Genomic DNA, 23,394 nt, shown 5'->3' on the forward strand with positions numbered 1-23,394 from the left:
CATGCTCCTGAGCGGGGATCTCCTTAAAAGGCTATTTAAGCGAAGTCAGACTGTTTGGGAGATACCGGATAGATACTTTGTATCTTCCGGTATGACGGGGAAGACGAAGATCCCGGCTCGGAGGCCTGGATGACAATGTTTTATAGGCTGAGACGACTGCATTTTATAAACCGTATGACAGTATTTTTTGGGCCGTGATGGCGGATAAAGGTGGCCGGACGCTACTTACAGTAAATGTTACTTCAGAGCATTGATAATTTGTTGGCTTTGATGCTCTGCCAGAGTGAGTTCGGTGTAAGTGGAGACCACCTCATCGCCATCATTTATCAGCTTGTTTTGATAAGTTAACCAGCAGTGGGCTTTTAATTTTCCTTGCTGTTTTTTTACGCCAAAATGCAGGTTTAACGAGTAGCCGTAACGCGCAAGCAACTGTTGTTGAACCAAGCATCGGCGTAAGCAATTTATCGTAAATATATGATTACGCGCCGCCATCTCACTAAGCTGAATCGCTTTTGCAAGAGGAATATGTAGTGAACGCCCACTTTCGCTATAAGCACTATTAAATATTACGTTTTTCCATTTACCGTAGGAACAATACTGAATAATCAGATGCCATTTGGCAAACTGACACCAGCATAACCAAAACCAGCGACGCTCGGCCGCTGGTAGTGATAGTAATTGTTTACAACGCTTAATCACTTACTAGGTCGGCCAGATTAGCCTCTTCAAGCTGTTTTAATAGTTCATCTAAATCAGCTTGTACCTGGGCAGCCGGCACGTCGTAATCGGTTGCGATATGCTGAGCGATTTCCGGGGCGGATTTCCCCTCCTGCATAAGCTCGAGCATGTCGGCACCAACGCTATTAAGGGTAAAATACTCGCCTGATTCAGGCTCTAATAACACCATCTCATCTGCGACTTTTTGCAGTAATAAATCTGGTTTTAGTTGATAGGTAGCCATGTTTTACTCCTTTATTTACCTGACTGCGTTTACTGCCGATTTAACTCACCGTTTTCTAACTTATAAACCACGTCGGCAACGTTAGATAGCGTGGGATCATGAGAGATCATGATAACGGTAAACCGGGCAAACAATCCATGAAATTCCTCTTTAAAACTGAGTCTGGCTTGCTCATCTAACATAGAGGTTGGCTCATCGAGTAACAAAATCCTTGGTTTCAGCAATAACGCGCGAGCCAGAGCAATGCGTTGGCGCTGCCCGCCGGATAATTTGATGCCGCCCTCTCCTACCTGAGTGTCATACCCGTTAGGTAAACGCATTATGATATTGTCGAGGCCTGCCTGGCTGGCTGCTTTGTATACCTCATCGGCTATCGGGTTTGCTAAGCCATAGGTCAAATTTTCAAAAATGGTGCCATTGAGTAGCAGTACATCCTGCGACACTAATCCAATGGCCGACCGTAACGACCGAATAGTGGTATGTTGTACATTAAAACCATCGATAATGATTTCACCGGAAACCGGTTCGTAAAAACGCATGATAAGATGCAATAAAGTGGTTTTCCCGCCGCCGTTTTGCCCGTATATCAACATGTTTTGTTGTGGCTTCAGGTGAAAAGAGACGTCTTTCAGTATCTCGCCGCGCTGCGCAAAACCAAAAGACACCTTGTTAAATACAATGTCTCCGTCTTTAATTTGCGCGGCGGTACCGCCAGAATCTCGTGGTTCGCTTTCCAGGTGATAAACGTGCAGTAGCCGTGCAGATGCGCCGATAACCTGCTGAAGTTGCCCGTAAAGGCCTGCCAGGGATCCCAGCGGCCGGGTAAATACAATACCGTAGAGCAGCATTGTGATGAGGTCGGGAATTCCCAGAGAGCCGGCATTAAACTTTAATACGCTCATGATCACCACAATCAAAATACATAATGAAGCCAAAAACTGGATGAGCGGCGAAAGCAGAGCCTGTAAACGAAATTGTTTTGCTCTGAGCGCCAGTACTTCATTGGTTCGTTGCCTGAATTTAGACGACTCATCCGCTTCTTTATTAAACGCTTTGATTAAGGATATAGCACCAATGTTTTCACTGGCCTGTGCCAGCGTATCGGCCTGGCGCTGCACCAGTTGCTGAGAAATCGGCTGCATTCCCCGACTTACAAACTTTAATATCACGTAAATAAGCGGCACCAGAAAACAAATTAACAAGGCAATAGTGGGTTCAATCATGTACATCAGAATTGAAGCGCCAATTAACACCAGAATATTCGGGATCAAATTGGTCAGCACACTGGACACAAAAAAACTGACTACGGCCAGATCGTTAGTCAGCATAGACAGCACATCACCGCGCTTATTTTCCTGGAAATACTGAATGGGTAATACCTGGATGTGATCATACAGCCGGCAGCTGAAATCTGCCATTAACCGCGCCCCCACCAAGTTAACGTTGTAACTGGAGAAAAAGCGCAGCGCAGCTTGTCCGGCAAATAACCCTATCCATAGAAAAAGATATTTTAGGTGGTTGTCATTGAGGATAGTGACTTCATCTAAAAAAGCCTGTGACTGCTGACCAATTAAATATGGCAAACTCAGTCCCACCGCGGTTTCGCTCACCATCAGCGCAACAACGATTACAAATGACCATTTATAGGTCTGAAATACTTTTAAACCATAGTAAACGCGCAGTTTATCGAACATTGAAGTTTCCGCGGTTGACGCCGGTAAAACCGGGCGCTGTGCTGTTTTCTTGTTATGAATCCTTACTTTACAACAGAACCTTTTGGGGTGATACAAGTCTGGCTAAGGAATTGGATATTACTGATGTGATTTTTAATGCTGACTCTTGTTTACTGCACAGAAAAAGGCCCCGTATGAAACAGGGCTGAAATGGGTTCACACAACACAGAAATGGAAGGAACACTGGTTGTTGCCTGGAGGGAACAACAACTCATCCATTGGTTAGTTACTATACAGCGTTATTTTTGATGTTGGTTATTACCAGTGTTTGCCAAGTATTGTTTTTTATAAGTGGATTTTGGGATTTATTAATAAGTTATTTGGAATGAGTCAGACTGTTTGGGAGATACCGGATAGATACTTTGTATCTTCCGGTATGACGGGGAAGACGGAGATCCCGGCTCGGGGGCCGGGATAACAGGATTTTTTGGCCGGGATGACTATAATTTATGGCCGGGATAACAGGAATGGAAATAGTCATGCCCGCATGCCAACACCTTCGTCATCCCCGCATGCCACACCCCCGTCATCCCCGCATGCTCCTGAGCGGGGATCTCCTCAATAGGCTATTTAAGCGGAGTCAGACTGTTTAGGAGATACCGGATAGATACTTCGTATCTTCCGGTATGACGGGAAGGAGGGGATCCCGGCTCGGAGGCCGGGATGACAGGATTGAGATTAGTCATCCCCGCATGCTCTTGAGCGGGGATCTCCTTAAAAGGCTATTTAAGCGGAGTCAGACTGTTTGGGAGATACCGGATAGATACTTCGTATCTTCCGGTATGACGGAAAAAGAGGTAAACCAAGTCCCTCAAATTACAGCAATTTTACTTTAGGCAGGTGCCAAGTGATTAACTCTGCAAACAATGGGGTTGCCCTAATGTCTTTACTTAAGGCGCCTCCCTCAGAGCTTTGCCGTTTTTCAATCAAACCAACTTGCCAGGCTAAATCCAGCCAGAACCTGAGTATGTATTCAGACGGCAGCTCCACCCCGGGAATTTCAATCACCGGTTTTTTTTCATCAGGGAATGTCCGTTCGAATAACTGCTGATAATCCCGGCTATGCCGCCAGGAATCTCCCAGTTGGTAGAGAATGTATAACGAAAAGCCGATACTGGATTGATAAAATGCACAGTTTTCTTCGTCACCGGCGAGATACGCCAGATTGAAATCTGTGATGTATGTGGTAAAGAGGGTTTCGTAAAGTTCTGTAACAGCGTTTTGGTCGCCTTGTTGTATTCGCTCGTAAAGCTGCCAGGCAGCGTTAAGTGGTTTCCAGTAACCGCCATGTTTGCGGATAAGCCCTGCAAGAGCAAGAATACAGCGTGCTACATGCAAATGCGCAAAGTCTTCTTCTTTATTGATGGTTAAAAGCGAGATCCCCGAATCTATTTCCTGCTGGTATTTTTCGAAAATAGTGCGGCAAAGGTCGCGGGGTAAATTACCGGCAGCGGTGCATTTAATGCCATCCGGGCCCAGAGCACCGAGTAGATTTATCGCCAACCAGTAAAGGGGCACAGCCATTAGCTGCGAAACGCGTTTGAAGTCACGGGTTAGTAATGCAGGCGCCTCAAACGGGGTGGTTAGCAGCTCCCTTGCCTGGGTTGGCGTTAACCCAAGCAAATCCTCGCGGGGCGAATCGTTATGCTCCTGCATGAAACTATCAACAAAGGCCTGCGCTTCATCCAGTGATTCAAACTGTTCTTCAGACATGGCCTGCGATAAAGCCTGATTGACTTCTCGGGCCGGATTGACTGACTCTTGCTCTCGATCGCCGTAAAAATCTACCACCGTAATATCAGGCAGTGATGTTATTTCGCCTTTTTCAAGGGCCTTTAAGCGCTGCAAGTTTGTTTCGGCCAGCTCGTAATCCGGATCGATGGCCAAAGCCTGATAAAATGCCCGCTTAGCGAGTTGGTGCTCTCCTAAATACATCTGGCAGATCCCCAGATTCCCGTAGCTCTGTACATGTTCAGGCTGGCTCTGCGTAACCTTTATAAAGCACGGGATAGCGTCGCTAAACGATTGATTTTCAAGCAGCGATACGCCTTTTTCGAACTCTTTGGCATCAGCAAAATATTGCTTTAGCGTTACATGCTCTGGAAGGGTCTCTTGTATCAACAATAACCGCTCGCGAGCGGGGCCGTATGCGTCTAGCTCTTCGGGTGAGGCGCGTTCGATCGACTCGTAAAAAGCTTCTAACGATTCTGTTATAAAACCGCTTTTCTCTGCACAGAGCCCAAAGTTGAAATAAATAAACGCAGCTCCATAGCCTTTACTAATCGCTTTTTTTAGGTAAAAGTAGCCGTCTGAATGGTTATTATCTATATAAACAGCCGCCAACCCCTGCATGGCAAAGCTGAGTCCGTGTCGAGGGTATTTTTTTACGGCTTTTTTAACAATGAAGCGGGCCAATTTGGTATCGCCAACGTCGATTGCATCTAAAAATTCATCCAACCGTACGGCTAGTTTGGCGGTGTCTTTATCTGTTTTTGTCACAAGAATCTCGTTGTAATAACTTACTTTTTGGTCACTTTAGCATAGGGTTAACAGGCTAAAAACTAATACGGCGACATGCAGTAACTCTTACTCACCGCTGGCCGGAAACAGGTGTTTTGACAATGTCAGCATTACAGTGCCTAACTGAACAACCGTAGCACCAATCAGGGCCATCACCACGGTTTGGTCGATAATTCTATCTTTTAATGTGGAATCAGTTACCCAAGCCAGAATAGCCCAGTCGGCAATCAACATAACGCCAACAACACCGATAACAGTAAGGTTTAGTAATTTAAACAAACCAATAATTTTGCGTATTGCGTCGCGACGAGTTTCGCCTGTTGCTGCCGTTTCAAGCATATCTGCGGTATGGGCTAATCGATCGATGTCAGCACCGTCAACATCAATCGAATCAATAAGGATAGTCGTTGGACTTCTCTGGTCATCCCCTGACATAGGTTGTCCTTTAGCTGTTAAGTATTAAGCGCTCTTTCTGATGATTTCGGGCGTTCTCCACTACCACCCCGTGATCTTTATCGGCAGCGTTAACCATGTAGTACGCCAGTTTAAGTGCCTTTTTATACACCGCAGCATTGGTTGATACACCAAAGCCTTTTTGCAGTTCAGCTAACAGCCTCAATGTATCTTCGTCTAAATCAATCGACGTTTTTTTACTTACTTTTTTCTCTGGTTTCGACATCTGCATCTCCGCTTAACAGAAACTACGTTACATAAAAAATATATATTTAATATGTAAAAAATCAAGTTTACCGTGTGAATCAATCCGGGTTTGTCGGGGAAGAGGAGATCCCGGCTCGAAGGCTGGGATGACGGAATTAAAAATAGTCATTCACACTTGCACCGACGCCGTCATCCCCGCATGCCACCACCTTCGTCATCCTCGTATGCACCACCTTCGTCATCCCCGCATGCTCTTGGGCGGGGATCTCCTCAAAAGACTATTTAAGCGGAGCCAAACTGTTTGGGAGATACCGGATAGATACTTCGTATCTTCCGGTATGACGGGAACGAGGAGATACCGGCTCTAAGGCCGGTATGACGGAATTTAAAATAGTCATTCCTGCATGCCACCTCCTTCGTCATCCCCGCATGCTCTTGGGCGGGGATCTCCTCAAAAGACTATTTGAGCGGAGCAGACTGTTTAGGAGATACCGGATAGATACTTCGTATCTTCCGGTATGACGGGAACGAGGAGATCCCGGCTCAAGGCCGGGATGACAATATTTTGTCGTCCGGGATGAGCACTTCGTGATCTCAATGTGGGGGATTCTTTTCTCCTGATAATCAGGGATGTGAATCCAACTTACCCTTCGTACAGTTTGCGTACAGCGCTATTTACTCAATAGACTTGAAACGCTAAATTACTTTACACAACAATATGGCAAATAACACCGGGATATATACATGGATAGTATTCCAACATCACTCACTTTTGTGATTGGGTTCTTTTTGGTAATCATTTCTGGTGGCGCATTGGGGGGCTTTATTCAGGCCCTTTCATCAAAAGGGTCTTATAAATTAAGGCGCTACCACAATCCTCAGAGCGCTATTACAAGCGATAAACCGAAACATATTGATTTAGGTTGGTACGGTTTTATTCTAGCAGGCTCTATTGCAGCAATACTGGCTATTGGTATTTTCACTATGTCAGGTTCTGTGGATTTCTCAGCCATATCCTCCAAGGCTTTTGACGGTAAAAAAGAAAGCCCTATTATAATTCCGCCACAGTTATTTACTTCGTCTCACCAAAGAAATGCCGAAGAAATAAGCAAGATTATCTCTGTGATCAATGCGCATAATGAGCGAATAGAGGCCGATAGTAAATCTTCTACCGATGCAGCCTTTTGGTCATGGATTAAGTTACTCGGCCTATCGATACTAAGTGGCTTTGGTGGTGTAGGGGTAGTTTCTACTGCTTATAAAAAATATGCACCTCAGGATGAAGTGGATGAGCTCAGAGATGAACTGGAAGAAGAGCGTAAGCGTATAATTTTAAATTCTATCGATGTTAAAATTCAAAATATCAGAGACCTTATAAGTAGTGGCCAAAGTAATGAAGCATTGATACTGAGCAACGAATGCCTTGAAATTTCGCCCAATAATCCCAGATTACTGGGTAATAAAGCCAGAGCACTACGGGGCCTCAATAAAATGCATGAAGCAATTGAGGTGCTGGAGAGTACATTTAACATAGCTGATATGTCTAATCAGCTCAGAGCAAGACTGTTAGTTAACCTTGCCTGTTATAAAGTAATCGTAGAATTTGAGAAACAGCCTGTTGAATATCAAGAAGAGAATTTTGTTGAAATAAGGCGTATACTGGATAGCGCAATAAACTGTGATCCACACATTAAATCAGCCATTGCGAACGATACGGATCTGGCGAAGCTGAACAGCTTGAAAGATTACGGCATAATGTGGTTTCATCAGCTGGTGTGCGAATAATACGAAAGGTAAAAAAGACATAATGAATCGAGAACTAGACATAATTTAACCCTCATCCCTTAGTATTTTTAAAGGGAATCAATTAGTTATCTTCTTCTTATTTGATGCTTGTATTGCATCGAAGCTCTACTTGTGTTGAAAACAAGCGCATATTTGATTTTGCCTTCTTCATCAAATGGCGGAATCCCATCCCCCCTGACTTTACGCTTAACTGTTCCGTTTATACGATGCGGATAAGTACTTCGTACTTTTTGGAATTACAAAAACCGCCCATCATCCCGGAAGTTTTGCCCTCCTTCGTCATCCTCGTATGCACCACCTTCGTCATCCCCGCATGCACCCACTACCGTCATCCCCGCATGCACCCACTACCGTCATGCCCGCATGCCAGCACCTTCGTCATCCCCGCATGCTCTTAGGCGGGGATCTCCTCAAAAGACTATTTGAGCGGAGCAGACTGTTTAGGAGATACCGGATAGATACTTCGTATCTTCCGGTATGACGGGAGGAAGGAGATCCCGGCTCGGAGGCCGGGATGACTGAATTTTTTGGCCGGGATGACTGAATAATATTTGTCGTGATGACAATGTTTTAATAACCATAATGATAGTAAATTTAAGGATGCATTTTCCATCTTTATCTATATACTAGATTAAAAATACAGATAACAATCGAGTACTTTGCATGAAATGGCCTAATTTAAAACATCTTCATTATTTGGTGACCTTGCATCAGGAGCAGCATTTTCATCGTGCGGCGCAGCGTTGTAATGTGAGCCAGTCTACCCTGAGTACGGCTATCCAGAATCTGGAGGAGCACTTTGGTAGTCAGTTACTGGAGCGGGAACATAAAACCTTTGTGTTTACCTCGCTGGGCCTGGATGTAGTGGAGCGTGCCAAGGTTATTTTGCAGGAAGCCGGCGAGCTGGTTGAGTATGCGCAGAATGCCGGTAACTGGCAGCGCGGTAAATTGCGGCTTGGGGTTATTCCTACCATTGCGCCATTTTTGTTTGAAGCCATGCTGGGTGCCTTTAATGCGTTTTTACCGGAGATTCAGTTAGAACTGCAGGAAGATACCACCGCCAATCTGCTGCAACAGTTAACAGATGGCAGTCTGGATTTGCTGGTACTGGCACTGCCCATGGAAACCCCGGGCTGTAAACAAATGGTGCTGGGGCACGATCCTTTTCATTTAATTGCCCATAAAGAGCTGGCCAGCCAATTACCTAAGCCGCTGGATATTCAGAGCCTGCCGAAAAAGAGTATCTTTTTACTGCAGCAGGAACACTGCATGACAGGCCATGCAGTAAGTGCCTGTAACCTGCAGCACAGCGATCAGATAAGCTCGTTGGCCGCCAGTTCGTTATACACGCTGGTGCAGCTGGCGAACAGCAAGCTTGGCTACACCTTTTTGCCAGAGCTGGCGTTAAACCAGGATCTGCTGAAAAACACCAACCTGGTGTCTTTTCCTTCAGAGGACGAAGCGTACCGTGAAATTGGCCTGGTCTGGCGCTCGGGCACCACGCGTATGCGGCTGTTCCGCCGGGTAGGCGAAATTCTTTCTCCCTTGTTACCGGTTCCTACGCTAAATTAATTTAAAACAGGGCAAACTTTTTTGCCCTGCCCCCCGACTATACCCACAACACAATCATAAAAATGGGAATATCCGGTGTTTGAAAAGCGTGACGAACAACTTATTGAACAGGCCTTAAAGGGCAGTAAGAAAGCCTGGTTCACGCTGATCAAACGCTACGAAACCGGTATTTATCAGTACGGTATTCGCATGACAGGCACGCCACACGACGCGGCCGACCTGATGCAGGATATTTTTATTGCGGTATTTAAGAGCCTGTCGAACTTTCGTGGTGAAGGCAGTTTTAAGGCCTGGTTGTATCGCATTGCGCATTTTCGTTGTATTGAGTTTTATCGGCGTAAACGCCCGGATACTCCACTTGAAGACAGCGAAGAGCTGAGCTGCGAACGCCCAACGCCCGAGCATTCATTAATGACCGACATTACCAGCCAGTCGTTAACGCATGCCATGCAGCGCTTACCGCTTGCCCAACGGGCTGTGATTGAACTGAAATTTTTTGGCCAGTTTACTTTTGAGGAAATCGCCGATCAGCTGGGACTCTCCAGCAACACGGTGAAGTCGCGCCTGTACAGCGCCCTGTCGAAGTTAAAGCTGGATTTGGAGGTAGAACATGGTTAATCAATCCCCTGAATATTTGTTTGGTCAGTGGCTCGATAACGCCCTGACAGAAGACGAACGCGCTGCGTTTGAGGCGTTGTGCATCAGCGATGCCGAGTTTGCGGCCCGGGTTGCCACCGCTACCCAGCTTAATGTGGCGGCCGAGCAGTTCAGCGCACCGCCCATGCCCGCCTGGGATAAGAACGCAACCTTTATTGCCCCGGATAAACCTAAGTGGTGGCAATGGCAGGGGCTGCCAGCGGTGTCGATGGCCATGTCCGCAGCAGCTATGGTGATGGTGCTCAGTGGCTTTTCAGTTCAGGTAGAAGAAGGTCGCGTTACCATGGGCTTTGCTCAAAGTGCACCGGCTGGCCCAACTGAAGCCGAAGTGGCCGCACTGGTAGCCGATCGTATAAATGATTACCAACAGGCCAATCAGGCCATGTTTACCCAGTATGTCAATGCCCTGCAGCAACAGCAACAAGACAGCAGTGCCCAGCTTGCGCAGTACTTATTAAAGTCGAGCCGCCAGGAGCGCCGCGAAGACTTTGCCGAACTGGTGCAGTTTATTAACCAGCAGCGCGACGACGACCAGCGCTACTACACACGCCAGCTCACTCAGCTGCAACGTGAAATTAATGCCATCGACGACGGTTATACCGCCGTTACCGAATAATCAACCTATTGGACACTATTATGAAAATGACCACTCTTGCCACGCTACTGGGCACATTAATCGGTAGCGCTACGTTAAGCTCTGTTGCTACGGCACAGGACTTACCCGAACTCGACCGTCAGCTTACGATTATGTCGGGCGTAATCGAAACGGCGTTAAAGCAGGATACCCGTAAAGACAAAGTGCGTTTTCGGGGTATTGAGTCTACCTACCTGGCTAAACAGGGGGTGGTATTCACCATTCGTACCGGCGGTATGTCGCGGGTATTTGACTTCGACTTTGGTGAATTCCTGAGTGTTATTCCCGGTGCACCGCCGGCACCACCAGCCCCTTCAGTTACGGTAATAGCCGATGGCGTTCACGTAGAAACTGACGGTGACTATGATGTAGTTTTCGAGTCGGCCGACTGGGAAGACACCGCCCATCAGGTGATCCGTAAAGTGGAGCACATTATTCGGGAAACTGACGACCGCATGCGGGAGTTTCGCAGCGATCACCGCGAAGTAGAATGGGAAATGCGCGAGCTGGAGCGCCGCAACCGTGATTTAGAATTTGAGCTTCGCACGGCCGACAAAGAACGCCAGAAAGAAGTTGAAAAAGAAATGAAAGAAATGCAAAAAGAACTGGAAAAGCTTAAAGCGAAAGAACAGGTGATCGCTCAGGAAACCAAAGAACTGGCTGCCGAGAAGAAAGCCGAGCTGGAAAAGCAAAAGAAAGCCCAGGAGGAGTCTTATAAATCTTTCCTGGCTAACTTTGAGGCCAGCATCGGCGATACCCTGTGTAGCTTTGGGGCAGGCTTACGAGAATTACCGGATAGCGAGCACATTACCTTTGTGCTGGATGACTTTGCCCGCAGCGAAGAAGGCAAAGCCGCTGACCGGGTGTACATTTTTAGCAAAAAAGACGTGAAAAAGTGCGTAACCGAAGATCTGTCGGCCGATGATATGTTGGCCAAAGCAAAGGTTTACACCTTTTAGATATACATCTTAGCTGAGTCAGACTGCTTTGGAGATCCCGGCTCAAGGCCGGGATGACTGTAATTTTTTGGCCGGGATGACGGGAATGATAATAGTCAAACGGATGCTCTTCCCCTTCCGTCACTCCCGCATGCCCCCCTCCGTCGCCCTACATGCCATCACCTTCGTCATCCCCGCATGCTTTTGAGCGGGGATCTCCATAAAAGGCTATTTGGGCTGAGCCAGACTGTTTGGGAGATCCCGGCTCGGAGGCCGGGATGACTGTAATAAAAATCGTCATCCCCGCATGCCACCCCCCTTCGTCATCCCCGCATGCTTCTGGGCGGGGATCTCCTAAAAAGGCTATTTAAGCTGAGCCAGACTGCTTGGGAGTTCCCGGCTCAAAGGCCGGGATGACGGGAATAAAAATTGTCATCCCCGCATGCTTCTGGGCGGGGATCTCCACAAAAGGCTATTGGAGCTGAGCCAGACTGTTTGTGAGATCCCGGCTCGGAGGCCGGGATGACGGGAATAAAAATTGTCATCCCCGCATGCTTCTGGGCGGGGATCTCCACAAAAGGCTATTGGAGCTGAACCAGACTGTTTGGGAGATCCCGGCTCGGAGGCCGGGATGACTGTAATTTTTTGGCAGGGATGACAGAAATAAAAATAGCCATACGGATGCTCTGCCCCCTCCGTCACTCCCGCATGCCCCCCTCCGTCGCCCTACATGCCATCACCTTCGTCATCCCCGCATGCTTCTGAGCGGGGATCTCCATAAAAGACTATTTGGGCTGAGCCAGACTGTTTGGGAGATCCCGGCTCGGGGGCCGGGATGACGGGTAAATAAAGTCGTCACCGCATGCCAATCCCTCCGTCATCCCCGCAGGCTCTTGAGCGGGGAGCTCCTTAAAAGGCTATTTAAGCAAAGCCAGACTGTTTGGGAGATCCCGGCTCGGAGGCCGGGATGACTGTATAATTTTGGCAGGGATGACAGAAATAAAAATAGCCATACGGATGCTCTGCCCCCTCCGTCACTCCCGCATGCCCCCCTCCGTCGCCCTACATGCCATCACCTTCGTCATCCCCGCATGCTTCTGAGCGGGGATCTCCACAAAAGGCTATTGGAGCTGAACCAGACTGTTTGGGAGATCCCGGCTCGGAGGCCGGGATGACGGGAATAAAAATTGTCATCCCCGCATGCCACCCCCCTTCGTCATCCCCGCATGCTTCTGGGCGGGGATCTCCACAAAAGGCTATTGGAGCTGAGCCAGACTGTTTGTGAGATCCCGGCTCGGAGGCCGGGATGACGGGAATAAAAATTGTCATCCCCGCATGCTTCTGGGCGGGGATCTCCACAAAAGGCTATTGGAGCTGAACCAGACTGTTTGGGAGATCCCGGCTCGGAGGCCGGGATGACTGTAATTTTTTGGCAGGGATGACAGAAATAAAAATAGCCATACGGATGCTCTGCCCCCTCCGTCACTCCCGCATGCCCCCCTCCGTCGCCCTACATGCCATCACCTTCGTCATCCCCGCATGCTTCTGAGCGGGGATCTCCATAAAAGGCTATTTAAGCTGAGCCAGACTGTTTGTGAGATCCCGGCTCGGAGGCCGGGATGACGGGTAAATAAAGTCATCCCCGCATGCCTCCGCCGTCGCCCTACATGCCACCACCTACGTCATCCCCGCATGCCACCGCCTACGTCATCCCCGCATGCCATCACCTTCGTCATCCCCGCATGCCATCACCTTCGTCATCCCTGCATGCTCTTGAGCGGGGAGCTCCTTAAAAGGCTATCTAAACAGAGCCAGACTGTTTGGGAGATCCCGGCTCGGAGGCCGGGATGACTGTAATTTTTTGGCCGGGATGACTGTATAATTTTGGCAGGGATGACAGAAATAAAAATAGCCATACGGATGCTCTGCCCCCTCCGTCACTCCCGCATGCCCCCCTCCGTCGCCCTACATGCCATCACCTTCGTCATCCCCGCATGCTTCTGGGCGGGGATCTCCACAAAAGGCTATTTGGGCTAAGCCAGACTGTTTGGGAGTTCCCGGCTCAAAGGCCGGGATGACGGGAATAAAAATTGTCATCCCCGCATGCTTCTGGGCGGGGATCTCCACAAAAGACTACTTGGGCTGAGCCAGGCTGTTTGGGAGATCCCGGCTCGGAGGCCGGGATGACTGTAATTTTTTGGCCGGGATGACAGTGTTTTATTGGCCGGGATGACTGTTTAATATTGGCCGGGGACAGCTGTTGTTTGGCCGGGATAACAGTATTTTATTATCCCGAATGACAAGAATATAATAGTCATACCGATGTTCTGCACCCTGCGTCACCCCTGTATTAGCGGGTATAAATCCTGCCAGTGGGGGTTTTGTTTTTCAATGAGCTTTATTTTCCAATCCCGGCGCCAGCGCTTGAGGCGCTTCTCCCGTTGAATAGCGGCTTCGATGTCTTCGTGCATTTCGAAATACACCAATAGCTTTAAGCCGTATTTCTTGCTGAAGCCGTCGGCCAGGTGCATTTTGTGTTGGTATATCCGTTGTAACAGGTTGGTGGTTACGCCGGTGTAGAACACGGATTTATAGGAATTAGTGAGTATATAAACTGCCGGGTATTTTTCGATCATGACTAGCCTCCTGAGAGGCTATTTCACGCGAAATACCAACGGGCAGACAACTGCACTGTGGGTTAGTTATTTTCCTTCGGCACGATTGATTCGAAGCCATCTGGTTTGAGGGCCAGTACTGCGCAGTCGAGGTTACTCAGTACATCTTCGGCGGTATTGCCCATTAACAGGCCTGGCACGCCCACCCGGGCAACTGTTCCCATTACTACCACATCTGCTTGTAGCGACTCAGCCATGCGGCATAATCCCTCTGCCGGGTGGCCATCGGCCAGGTGCACTTCAGGTTGTAGGTATCCTAAACTTTTTTCGTCAAACTTCTGCTGCAGACTGTCTACCAGTTCGGCCAATTCTTCGCTACGTTCTTTTTTAAGTTCAGCCAGGGCGTTGTCCATTTGCTGCTGATGGCTGCGCATCAAGCCGTCGCGCATCATATGCCGGGGCGCAGCATCGTAAACATGCACTATGTGTAACCGAGCGTTTTCGAGCAGGGCCACTTCTGCAGCGCTGGCGATTACCGCCTCGTTTAACTGCCAGCGAGTCTGGTTTTCTTCGCGGGTGAAGTGATAATTTACATCCACAGCCGCCATTACCGATTTATAGTTACGCGCGGTTTCTTCGTGGATCAGCCATACCGGGCATGGGCACTTGCGTAGCAGATGCATGGCGTCGGCACCCAATAAGAAGCCCGACATACCGCTTCTGGCCTGACTGATCACCAAATCATGACCGGCATGCATTACCTGCTGAATCACGTCGTAATAAGGCTTGCCTACCGTCACCAAAGTCTCTGGCCGCTCAGTAACGTTTAACTTATCGACCATAGCACTGAGCCGTTCCTGGGCTTCTTCTTTGAGTGACTGCTGCGAATCAATGTAGGCGAATGACGCCATTACCAGGCTGGCATTTGGCGGCAAGCTTTCCAGAGCCAGATGCAGAGTAAGCGAGGCCTGATGGCTTTCGGCCACATGTAAGGCTTGTTCAACCAGTGCTTGTTGCTCGCTGATACTGGTAATAACACAAAGAATGTTGTTGAAATGCCCAATCATGGTCGCTGCCTCACCATTATTTTTAGCCTGCATTTAATACTATAGATTAAATATGATGGTTCTATGATGGCTTTTCCAGCCATATCGGCGAATTATTTAAATTAATTTTGATACATCAATCGTAAAAATTAGTATCTATATATCAATTAGTTAAATTATTACAGGGTGGAGAATAACCGAACCTGATTTGTATCAGCCGCAAAATCCGCTTGATCACAAAACTGTAATAATGTAATTTTAAAAAGTGAAAAACCAAGTAAAAAAGGGGGCTTACCATGCTTAAGGCATTCACAAAATTTTTTAAACGCAAGCACCCGTACGCTATTGCCGCCTACCTGGGTCGTAAAAATACCCAGCGTATTCTGGATTGCAAAATCGAAAAGAAGTCTAAACTTCTGGCACACGACTAATAACAAAAAATAGAGCCGCTAATACGGTGATTTGTATTAAATCGTAAGCAACAGGTGCGTTACCTAAGTGCATACCGCATAAAGAAAATCCGATGGCAAAACCATCGGATTTTTTTGTATCTGAATACTTTTGCTCTGCAGCTTTGCTGGCCGCTATTAAACGCCGAAAACAGCCTTAAGAGTGAAGAAGCAGGCGATGGATAAAATCGCGCCGGCAGGCAACGTTACAATCCATGAAATCACGATATTACGAATAATGCCCAGGTTGAGCGCCGACACGCCGCGTGCCAGGCCCACACCCAACACCGCTCCAACCAGCGTTTGCGTGGTCGAAATAGGTAAACCGGTGCCCGAAGCAATTACCACGGTACAGGCGGCCGCCATTTCTGCCGCAAAACCACGGCTGGGCGTTAAGTGGGTAATGCCCTCACCGATGGTCGCGATAACGCGGTGACCAAACAGCGCCAGACCGGCCACAATACCTAACCCACCCAAAGGCAGGATCCACGGCGCCAGTGTGCTGCTGGCAGTAATTTCGCCGGTCGACACAACGCTTACTACAGCCGCCAATGGGCCAATAGCATTCGCTACATCGTTTGAGCCGTGGGCAAAAGCCATACAACAGGCAGTTACCACCATTAGCAGGGCAAACACCTTTTCTACGTTAGCGCGTTGCAGTTCGGCATCGTCTGAATGGCTGTAAGTCTGACGACTGATAAGCCACTTACCAATAAAGGCAATCACTACCGAAAGAGCGATAGCAAGCAAATAGCCAGAGGTATCAGACATATCCAGGCCAACGTGCTTAAGGCCCTTCTTAATCGTAACCAGCGCCATTACAAAGCCGGCGAATGCCATGTAGAAAGGCACGTATTTTTGCGCGTTTTCAAACGGCTTGTCGGTTTGGAAAATCAGTTTACTGGCGCTTTGATAGATGAGGTAAGCAATAATGCCGGAGATAGCCGGGGTAACCACCCAACTGCCCACAATGCCGCCCACTTTGCTCCAGGCAACGGCATCCATACTCACACCAACAGCGGTAAAGCCGATAATGGCACCAATAATGGAATGGGTGGTAGACACAGGCCAACCCAGATAAGACGCCACGCCCAGCCAGATTCCGGCAGCAAACAGCGCAGAAATCATACCCAGGACCAGGTATTCGGGAATATCAATAAAGTATGCGGTATCGATAATACCTTTACGAATGGTAGATGTCACCTCGCCACCGGCCAGATAGGCGCCGGCAAATTCGAAGATCATCGCAATAATGATGGCTTGCTTGATAGTTAACGCTTTAGAACCTACTGAGGTTCCCATGGCATTCGCCACGTCGTTAGCACCAATCCCCCACGCCATTACAAAACCAACAACGGCAGCGAGGATAATCAGGATCATGCCATAACTTTGTAGGATTTCCACAGACAGTCGCTCCGGTTGTGCCTAGCTGTATGCCACGAAAAATGCAGGAAACTGAGTTTCTGTTGTCTGAGCAAATTCTGTCGGTTTACTCAGCGCTGGCAATAAAAAAACTTTAAGCATCTTGGTTTGGTTGAATTTTTATACAATTACCTTAATGGTTGCGGCGCATTCTAGCGCAAAGTGCCTTCGAGCCATAGGCCATTTTTAATAATTCATCACAATAAATCAGACAATCAGCACCGTTCGGCGATTATTAAGTCAATTATGTCATTTATATTACAGATTTAAGACAGCCATCCTCGTTGCTAGCTCTCGCTGATGTTGTCGAGCTTTTGCTGCAAATTCTCCAACGGCGTATGGCGAACATCACGCCCGCTGGTGAGCGACACCACATATTCACAAATATTTTTGCAGCGGTCGCCGATCCTTTCCAGCGATCGCAAGGCCCAGAGGATTTCCAGCCAGTCTTCCATGGAGTCGCCGGAGCGCGACATTTCATCAGCGGTATAGCTCAGCAGCTTTTTATATTCACTGTCGATACTGTTGTCCTGATCGTACACTTCCAGTGCCGCTTCCTCATCGAGGCGGGCAAAGGCATCAAAAGTCCCTCGCATCATGGCTACAGCCTGTTGCCCTATCGACAACATACTGCTCTTTATCGCCACATCGGTGGGCAGCTTTTGTTTGGTTACCAGCCTGGCGATCCGCTCTATCTCATCGCCCATGCGTTCAATATCGGTGATGGCCTTGGAGATAATCATAATCAGGCGCAAATCGCTGGCAGTCGGGTGGCGCTTGGCGATGATGCGTAAGCACTCCTCGTCGATCTGAATTTCCATTGAGTTAATTTTCAAATCGTTGAGGATGACCGTTTCGGCCAGACCCGGATTATTGGTGGCAATGGCTTTTAAGGTATCCGCCAGTTGCTGCTCTACTTCCCCGCCCATGGCCATTACCGAGTTACGTAAGTTTTCCAGCTCAATATTAAACCGGCCTGAAATGTGTGTATTGAGTGCAACCTGTCGCATCATAAGCTCCTGTACAGCCCCTGATCAGCCGTAACGGCCGGTAATGTAGTCTTCGGTTTGTTTTTTCTCTGGCAGCGTAAACAGGGTATCACTGTCGCTGTATTCCACCAGTTCGCCCTGATGTAAAAAGGCGGTGTAATCAGACACCCGCGAGGCCTGCTGCATGTTGTGGGTAACAATCACAATGGTACAACGCTTTTTGAGGTCAGCCATTAGCTCTTCTATTATAAGCGTGGTGAGCGGATCGAGCGCCGAGGTAGGTTCGTCCAGTAATAAAATCGATGGTTTAAGTGCTAACGCTCTGGCAATCACTAACCGCTGTTGCTGCCCGCCCGAGAGCGTGGTGGCCGATTCGAATAAGCGGTCTTTCACTTCGTCCCACAGCGCCGCCTCTATCAACGCCCGCTCTACCGCGTCATCCAGTTGGCGGCGTTGCTTAATCCCCTGCAGGCGTAATCCGTAGCACACGTTATCGTAGATGCTCATAGGGAAAGGGTTAGGCCGTTGAAACACCATACCCACCTGAGAGCGCAGTATCGAAAGGTTTTCTTTTTTGCGGTTGATGTTGCGCCCGTCGATGATAATCTCACCTTCCGTTACGCTGTTATCGATAAGATCGTTCATGCGGTTAAAACAGCTGATCAGGGTAGACTTGCCGCAACCCGACTGACCAATCAACGCGGTTATGCGGTTTTTTGGAATACGCATGGTGATGTTGTGGAGCACATGCTTATCGCCAAACCGCAAACACAAATCCCGCACCTCAATGGCGGTTTGCGCCTCGGGCAGTTTTGCTAAGTTGAGCTGTTCTCGTTCAAACAATTTCAGCATGGGATCACAACCTCTAATAGCCGCGTAAATAACGCTTTCTTAAGCGCCGGCGCAATATCACCGCCAGTACATTTAACACAAAAACCACCACCAGTAACAACAGGCAGCTGGCAAACATTAATGAAGCGCTGCGCACGTCGGTCTGGCTATGAAAAGCGCCATCGTAAATCAATACGCCTAAGTGCATAAACTGGCGATCCAGATGAAGGTACGGAAACTCGCCGTCAAAAGGCAGGTTGGGCGCAAACTTCACTGCGCCCACCAGCATGAGTGGCGCCACTTCTCCGGCGGCGCGGGCAATGGCCAGGATCACGCCGGTCATAATACCGGGGCTGGCCATGGGCAGCACGGTATGCCAGATGGTTTCAAATTTGGTGGCGCCCAGTGCATAACTGCCCGACTTTAACCCTTCAGGCACGCGCCGCAGGCCTTCTTCGGTAGCCACAATCACCACCGGCAGCGTTAGGATAGCCATGGTCAGTGACGCCCAGAACACCCCCGGCGTGCCCATGGTAGGTGCCGGCAATGCGTCTTTAAAAAACAGCTCATCAATATTGCCGCCCACCAGGTACACAAAAAAACCCAGGCCAAAAACGCCATATACAATCGACGGCACCCCAGCCATATTGCTCACACAAATTCGAATCGCTGATGTCCATGACGTATTCGGGGCGTACTCATTAAGGTAAACCGCGGCCAGTACCCCAAACGGCGTAACCAGAATGGTCATCACAAATATCATCAGCACGGTGCCAAACAAGGCCGGAAACACCCCGCCGGCGGTGTTGGCCTGTTTGGGCGCGTCGGTAAGAAAAGCCACCACTCCAGCGCCCACTATGCCCAGCTTACCAAACCAGTCGAGCTGCCCCGGGTAGCTGAGGCGATCGATGTCATCGAGGGGAATTAAAAACTCGCGGCCATTATTAAACCGGGTGACCAGTTGATAATCTGCCAGCTGCGCTTCGAGGCGTAACACCTCCTGCTGCCAGCGCTCAAAATCGGCATACAGGCGTAATCGGGCCGGGGCGTCTTCTTCTACCTGGCGCAAATCTAAACTGGCCAGCTCCCGATGAACACTGGCTAAACGCTCTTTACGCACCGTTTCGATTTGTTCGCGGATGGCTGTTACCGTGTCGCGAATCTCATCGTACTGCGTAAGCTCGCCTGATTGCCCTTCCGGCAGGCGAATACTAAGCGGTTCGCTAAATACCCGGGAGCCGTTGATTAACAAAATATCAGCCGCTTGTGCTGCCTCGGTGATAGCCACTATGGCATTGGCTTCTACCAGCAATGAACGGCCATAGGGATGCTGGCTATCAGAATAACGAAACACAAAGGCCGGCTCGCTGCCACTTTGTACTGGCGAGTTAATATGGCGCTCGTTGATTTGCGCATAAACCTGTTTGGTTGTGCCATCGGGTAACTCAAACTCAATACTCTGTACCGGCCGTGGCCAGAAATAGTCGAGCCCGCGAATGGTAATTAGCATTAGCACGCACGCCAGGGCAACTACCAGTAAACCGGCACAAAACGCGCCCAGGCTGATCACATAAGACTGCTGCTGACGGTTAGTTAAGAACTGCCGGAGCGACCACTTACCCATGACTTTTCACTCGGCGAGACCGCTGGCGCAATAGCTCAGCCAGCGTATTAACAATAAAGGTAAAGCTAAACAGCACGCAGGCTGTTAAAAACAGCACCTGATAATGAATACTGTGCACCTCGGCCTCGGGCAACTCAATGGCCAGGTTGGCGGTGAGCGCCCGTAACCCGGCAAATAAATCCCAATCGGCGATCGGCGTATTGCCGGTTACCATCAGTACTATCATGGTTTCACCAAAAGCGCGACCAAAGCCCAGCATCATGGCCGCCACAATACCCGGAAAAGCCACTTTTAATACCACCCGGCGCAGGGTTTGTAAGCGGGTGGCGCCCAGCGCATAGGAGGCCTGCCGTAAACTGTGGGGCACACCGCTAATGGCATCTTCGGCCAGTGAGTAGATACTGGGTGAAATAGCCAGGCCCAATGCAATGGCTACCAGAATGGTGGTTTTACCTACCGGCACTTCGGTGGTATGGGCAAAAAAGGTAAAGTCGTCGGCATCCAGTGCGGCCAGCAGCCAGTCAGGTGCCCAGACCACGCAAATATAGCCGTACACCACTATTCCGAGTACCGGCAACACGGCTTCGGCAAAGTTCTGCAACTCACTGCTAACGTTTTGCGCCACGCGGTGCTGCACCAGCGCAATAAACAATAAAATCACCGGCAGGGTCACCATAAATACCGCAATGGAAAACAAGAATCGCTCAGCCAGCGGCGCCAGCCATATCGCCGCAATAAAGCCAATCAGTACCGATGGCACAGCCTCGAGCATTTCGATGGTGGGTTTAATGCTGTCTCGCACCCGCGGACGGGCAAAATACGCCGTATAAACAGCCGCACCCAGAGCCAGCGGAATGGCAATCAGTAACGCCAGCGAAGAGGCTTTCAGGCTGCCAATCAGCAGCGGCACCAGGCTCATTTTAATTTCCTGATAATCCGAGGCACTGCTGGTTTGCCAGATTTGATCGGGAGCCGGATAGCCTTCATATAAATGAGGCATTAATAAACTGTTGGTGGTACTGAGCCCTGCCATGTTGCGTACTTCGTGGCGAATATAGGCATCCGCCCCATATACATACACCCGCGAATCAAACCAGCTAACGCCTGTGGGCTGCACCGGCAACTGCTGGCGTTCCACCACTTCGCCGCTGATGCGGTTAATTAACAATAACTGCTGCTGACTGGTAATGGCCGCAATGCCATTCACGCTGGCGTGGGCATACAGCGCCACGGGGACTTCGTTGGGCTCTAGCTGAATGGTATAGGCCGGTTGATAGCGCAGAATACCGGCCTGGTTATACAGGCTTAACCGTAACAGGGTGCTATTTGCCAACGCCACAAACACCGAGCGATTTTTCACGATAGTGTCGGCCCAACTTACGTTTTGCGCCACCGTAAGCTGATGCAGCCGCTGATTGCTGCTGTCGACAAAAGTAAGCACGTTGTTGTTGATAAGCATGATCTGGCGGGTATCGGGCAACAACACCATGGGCTGATCCGCCGAGTATTGCTGACGTACGATGTGCGTGGGGCTGTTACGGTTTATCCATTGCACCAGGGTTTCATCCGGCGTATTTACCCGCATGATGATCCACTGCTCGCCCACTGCCATTTGCCAGTTGGTCTGCTGTGACCATACCTCTTGCGGCAGGGCAAAAGACATCTCATTGGCCAGCGGCGTATCAATAAAGTTGGATTGCCTGAGCGGCTGGCTCACCGTAGGTACCGGGAGTAAACGCACCTGGCCGGTTGCGGAGATATCCACTACATAAGGCAGGCCGTAACTGGTGACCACGTCCAGCGTATGCGAACAGGGCCGGCGCAGGGTCTGGCGGGACGACAATATGCCGTTATCTAACCGGGCCAGCGATACACTGCACCCCGGCCCGGCAATCACCGCCGCCTGACCGTTGGCCGTATCACCTACATATAGAAACTCGCCGCCTGACAGTACCGGCATTTCCTGGCGCGGTTTTACGCCCGGTGAGACAGCAATATTCATGGCCTGGGAAAACAGGTGCCAGATGATCATCACCATGGTCAGTAACACGATGTAGCCAAACACCGAGATCACCGACCGGGCAATCCGATCGCGACGTAAGCGTTTTTTCAGGAATGAAACCTGTTGAGATGCTACATTCATGTATAGAACAACGATTTGCGTGAAATTGCACTGCCCAGCAGTGTAAGTTGTGATATTTTAAGATCAAGTGAAACTTAAAGGAAGCTGCGAATAAGCGGGATGTGTTGCTACTGAGCCGTTGCGGTTAACCATAATAAAGCTGATCACCAGTATGCCGCGAAGATCAGGCAACAAAAATAGTCATCACGCAAAGTCACAGTGATGTAATTCGGTACCGTTAATGCCTGCGCGATGCAATTAGCTCGCGACTCAGGACGCAATAAAGGAGTAAGAGGATGAAGCCTGTCATCTTCACGATCATTGGTAATGATAGACCCGGCCTGGTTGATGCCGTGGCCAAAAAAGTATACGAGTACGGCGGTAACTGGCAGGGCAGTAGTTTTGCACACATGGCCGGGCAGTTCGCAGGTTTTGTGGAAGCACTGGTGCCTGGCGATAAGCACCAGCAACTCATTGCCGCCCTCAACACCCTGGATGGCCTGCAGGTGCACTCGCAGTCGGTCACTGAATCCGCCCTGTCGGATGCCGATGAGCTGACCATTGAAGTCATGGGTAACGATCGCCCGGGTATCGTGCAGGAACTCACCAATGTGCTCAACCGCTTTGAGCTCAACATTATTAATTTTAACTCTACCTGCGAAAGCGCCCCAAACTGGGGAAGCGAGATGTTTAAAGCCCGCGTGCGGGTAGCCATTCCGGCCGACGTGGATCGCGACGACGTGAAAGATGCGCTGGAAGCGGTAGCCAACGATCTGGTTGTTGACATTACTACCACTGTGTAATTTCCTGCGGCC

Annotated in this window: 20 protein-coding genes; 7 read left to right on the forward strand and 13 right to left on the reverse strand. The window is 49.3% G+C overall.

Annotation, left to right across the window (positions count from 1 at the left end):
• Positions 1 to 237: 237 nt before the first annotated feature.
• The 6 genes from AC566Q_RS19465 to AC566Q_RS19490 form a co-directional block, all read right to left on the reverse strand.
• Complete coding sequence (locus AC566Q_RS19465; RefSeq protein ID WP_499609685.1) at positions 238 to 699, reverse strand: lasso peptide biosynthesis B2 protein; 462 nt, start codon at positions 697 to 699, stop codon at positions 238 to 240.
• Positions 692 to 961 carry a PqqD family protein gene (locus tag AC566Q_RS19470; protein WP_499609688.1) on the reverse strand — a complete coding sequence of 90 codons (270 nt, stop codon included), beginning with the start codon at positions 959 to 961 and terminating at the stop codon, positions 692 to 694. Before AC566Q_RS19470 ends, AC566Q_RS19465 begins: the two co-directional genes overlap by 8 nt.
• A 29-nt stretch (positions 962 to 990) precedes the next feature.
• Complete coding sequence (locus tag AC566Q_RS19475; protein ID WP_499609691.1) at positions 991 to 2,655, reverse strand: ABC transporter ATP-binding protein; 1,665 nt, start codon at positions 2,653 to 2,655, stop codon at positions 991 to 993.
• Between the two features lie 855 nt (positions 2,656 to 3,510).
• Positions 3,511 to 5,193, reverse strand: a complete 1,683-nt coding sequence (locus tag AC566Q_RS19480) for a tetratricopeptide repeat protein (protein WP_499609694.1) — start codon at positions 5,191 to 5,193, stop codon at positions 3,511 to 3,513.
• 87 nt (positions 5,194 to 5,280) lie between these two features.
• On the reverse strand, positions 5,281 to 5,649 hold the full coding sequence (locus AC566Q_RS19485; protein ID WP_499609697.1) for a hypothetical protein: 369 nt from the start codon (positions 5,647 to 5,649) through the stop codon (positions 5,281 to 5,283).
• Positions 5,650 to 5,659: 10 nt separating this feature from the next.
• Positions 5,660 to 5,893 (reverse strand): hypothetical protein, encoded by a 234-nt coding sequence (locus AC566Q_RS19490; protein WP_105934312.1) that lies wholly within the window; start codon positions 5,891 to 5,893, stop codon positions 5,660 to 5,662.
• A 725-nt stretch (positions 5,894 to 6,618) separates the two neighbouring features.
• Between AC566Q_RS19490 and AC566Q_RS19495 the strand changes: the two genes are divergently transcribed.
• From AC566Q_RS19495 to AC566Q_RS19515, 5 genes are all read left to right on the forward strand, one after another.
• On the forward strand, positions 6,619 to 7,659 hold the full coding sequence (locus AC566Q_RS19495) for a tetratricopeptide repeat protein (RefSeq protein WP_105934311.1): 1,041 nt from the start codon (positions 6,619 to 6,621) through the stop codon (positions 7,657 to 7,659).
• Positions 7,660 to 8,343: 684 nt separating this feature from the next.
• The gene (locus AC566Q_RS19500) at positions 8,344 to 9,252 is read left to right on the forward strand and encodes a hydrogen peroxide-inducible genes activator (protein ID WP_105936280.1); all 909 of its coding nucleotides are present in this window, start codon (positions 8,344 to 8,346) and stop codon (positions 9,250 to 9,252) included.
• 75 nt (positions 9,253 to 9,327) lie between these two features.
• On the forward strand, positions 9,328 to 9,870 hold the full coding sequence (locus tag AC566Q_RS19505; protein ID WP_105936279.1) for an RNA polymerase sigma factor: 543 nt from the start codon (positions 9,328 to 9,330) through the stop codon (positions 9,868 to 9,870).
• Positions 9,863 to 10,525 (forward strand): hypothetical protein, encoded by a 663-nt coding sequence (locus tag AC566Q_RS19510; RefSeq protein WP_105936278.1) that lies wholly within the window; start codon positions 9,863 to 9,865, stop codon positions 10,523 to 10,525. Before AC566Q_RS19505 ends, AC566Q_RS19510 begins: the two co-directional genes overlap by 8 nt.
• A gap of 20 nt (positions 10,526 to 10,545) precedes the next feature.
• Positions 10,546 to 11,502: a coiled-coil domain-containing protein gene (locus AC566Q_RS19515; protein WP_499609705.1), complete on the forward strand. Its 957-nt coding sequence runs from the start codon at positions 10,546 to 10,548 to the stop codon at positions 11,500 to 11,502.
• A 2,318-nt stretch (positions 11,503 to 13,820) separates the two neighbouring features.
• Here the strand turns inward: AC566Q_RS19515 and AC566Q_RS19520 are convergent.
• Together AC566Q_RS19520 and AC566Q_RS19525 are read right to left on the reverse strand one after the other, a co-directional pair.
• Complete coding sequence (locus AC566Q_RS19520) at positions 13,821 to 14,117, reverse strand: GIY-YIG nuclease family protein (protein ID WP_105936276.1); 297 nt, start codon at positions 14,115 to 14,117, stop codon at positions 13,821 to 13,823.
• 62 nt (positions 14,118 to 14,179) lie between these two features.
• A complete protein-coding gene (locus tag AC566Q_RS19525; RefSeq protein ID WP_105936275.1) occupies positions 14,180 to 15,196 on the reverse strand; it encodes a universal stress protein in 1,017 nt (338 codons plus the stop codon).
• Positions 15,197 to 15,438: 242 nt separating this feature from the next.
• On the opposite strand from AC566Q_RS19525, the gene AC566Q_RS19530 reads away from it, so the two are divergent.
• Entirely contained in the window at positions 15,439 to 15,573 is a 135-nt protein-coding gene (locus AC566Q_RS19530; RefSeq protein WP_276309530.1) for a hypothetical protein, read from the forward strand.
• A 156-nt stretch (positions 15,574 to 15,729) separates the two neighbouring features.
• Here the strand turns inward: AC566Q_RS19530 and AC566Q_RS19535 are convergent, their stop codons facing one another.
• The 5 genes from AC566Q_RS19535 to AC566Q_RS19555 form a co-directional block, all read right to left on the reverse strand.
• Positions 15,730 to 16,995 (reverse strand): inorganic phosphate transporter, encoded by a 1,266-nt coding sequence (locus AC566Q_RS19535; protein WP_499609711.1) that lies wholly within the window; start codon positions 16,993 to 16,995, stop codon positions 15,730 to 15,732.
• 305 nt (positions 16,996 to 17,300) lie between these two features.
• Positions 17,301 to 18,023 (reverse strand): phosphate signaling complex protein PhoU, encoded by a 723-nt coding sequence (phoU, locus tag AC566Q_RS19540; protein ID WP_105936273.1) that lies wholly within the window; start codon positions 18,021 to 18,023, stop codon positions 17,301 to 17,303.
• Between the two features lie 24 nt (positions 18,024 to 18,047).
• On the reverse strand, positions 18,048 to 18,854 hold the full coding sequence (gene pstB / locus AC566Q_RS19545; protein WP_499609713.1) for a phosphate ABC transporter ATP-binding protein PstB: 807 nt from the start codon (positions 18,852 to 18,854) through the stop codon (positions 18,048 to 18,050).
• Positions 18,855 to 18,867: 13 nt separating this feature from the next.
• On the reverse strand, positions 18,868 to 20,457 hold the full coding sequence (gene pstA, locus AC566Q_RS19550; RefSeq protein ID WP_499609716.1) for a phosphate ABC transporter permease PstA: 1,590 nt from the start codon (positions 20,455 to 20,457) through the stop codon (positions 18,868 to 18,870).
• Positions 20,450 to 22,600 (reverse strand): ABC transporter permease subunit, encoded by a 2,151-nt coding sequence (locus AC566Q_RS19555; protein ID WP_499609719.1) that lies wholly within the window; start codon positions 22,598 to 22,600, stop codon positions 20,450 to 20,452. The genes pstA and AC566Q_RS19555 overlap by 8 nt, the downstream gene beginning before the upstream one ends.
• 275 nt (positions 22,601 to 22,875) lie before the next feature.
• Here AC566Q_RS19555 and AC566Q_RS19560 point away from each other — a divergent pair, with 275 nt between their 5' ends.
• Positions 22,876 to 23,382, forward strand: a complete 507-nt coding sequence (locus tag AC566Q_RS19560; RefSeq protein ID WP_499609722.1) for a glycine cleavage system transcriptional repressor — start codon at positions 22,876 to 22,878, stop codon at positions 23,380 to 23,382.
• Positions 23,383 to 23,394: the final 12 nt, after the last annotated feature.

The sequence above is a fragment of the Alteromonas sp. H02 genome, from assembly GCF_059682525.1.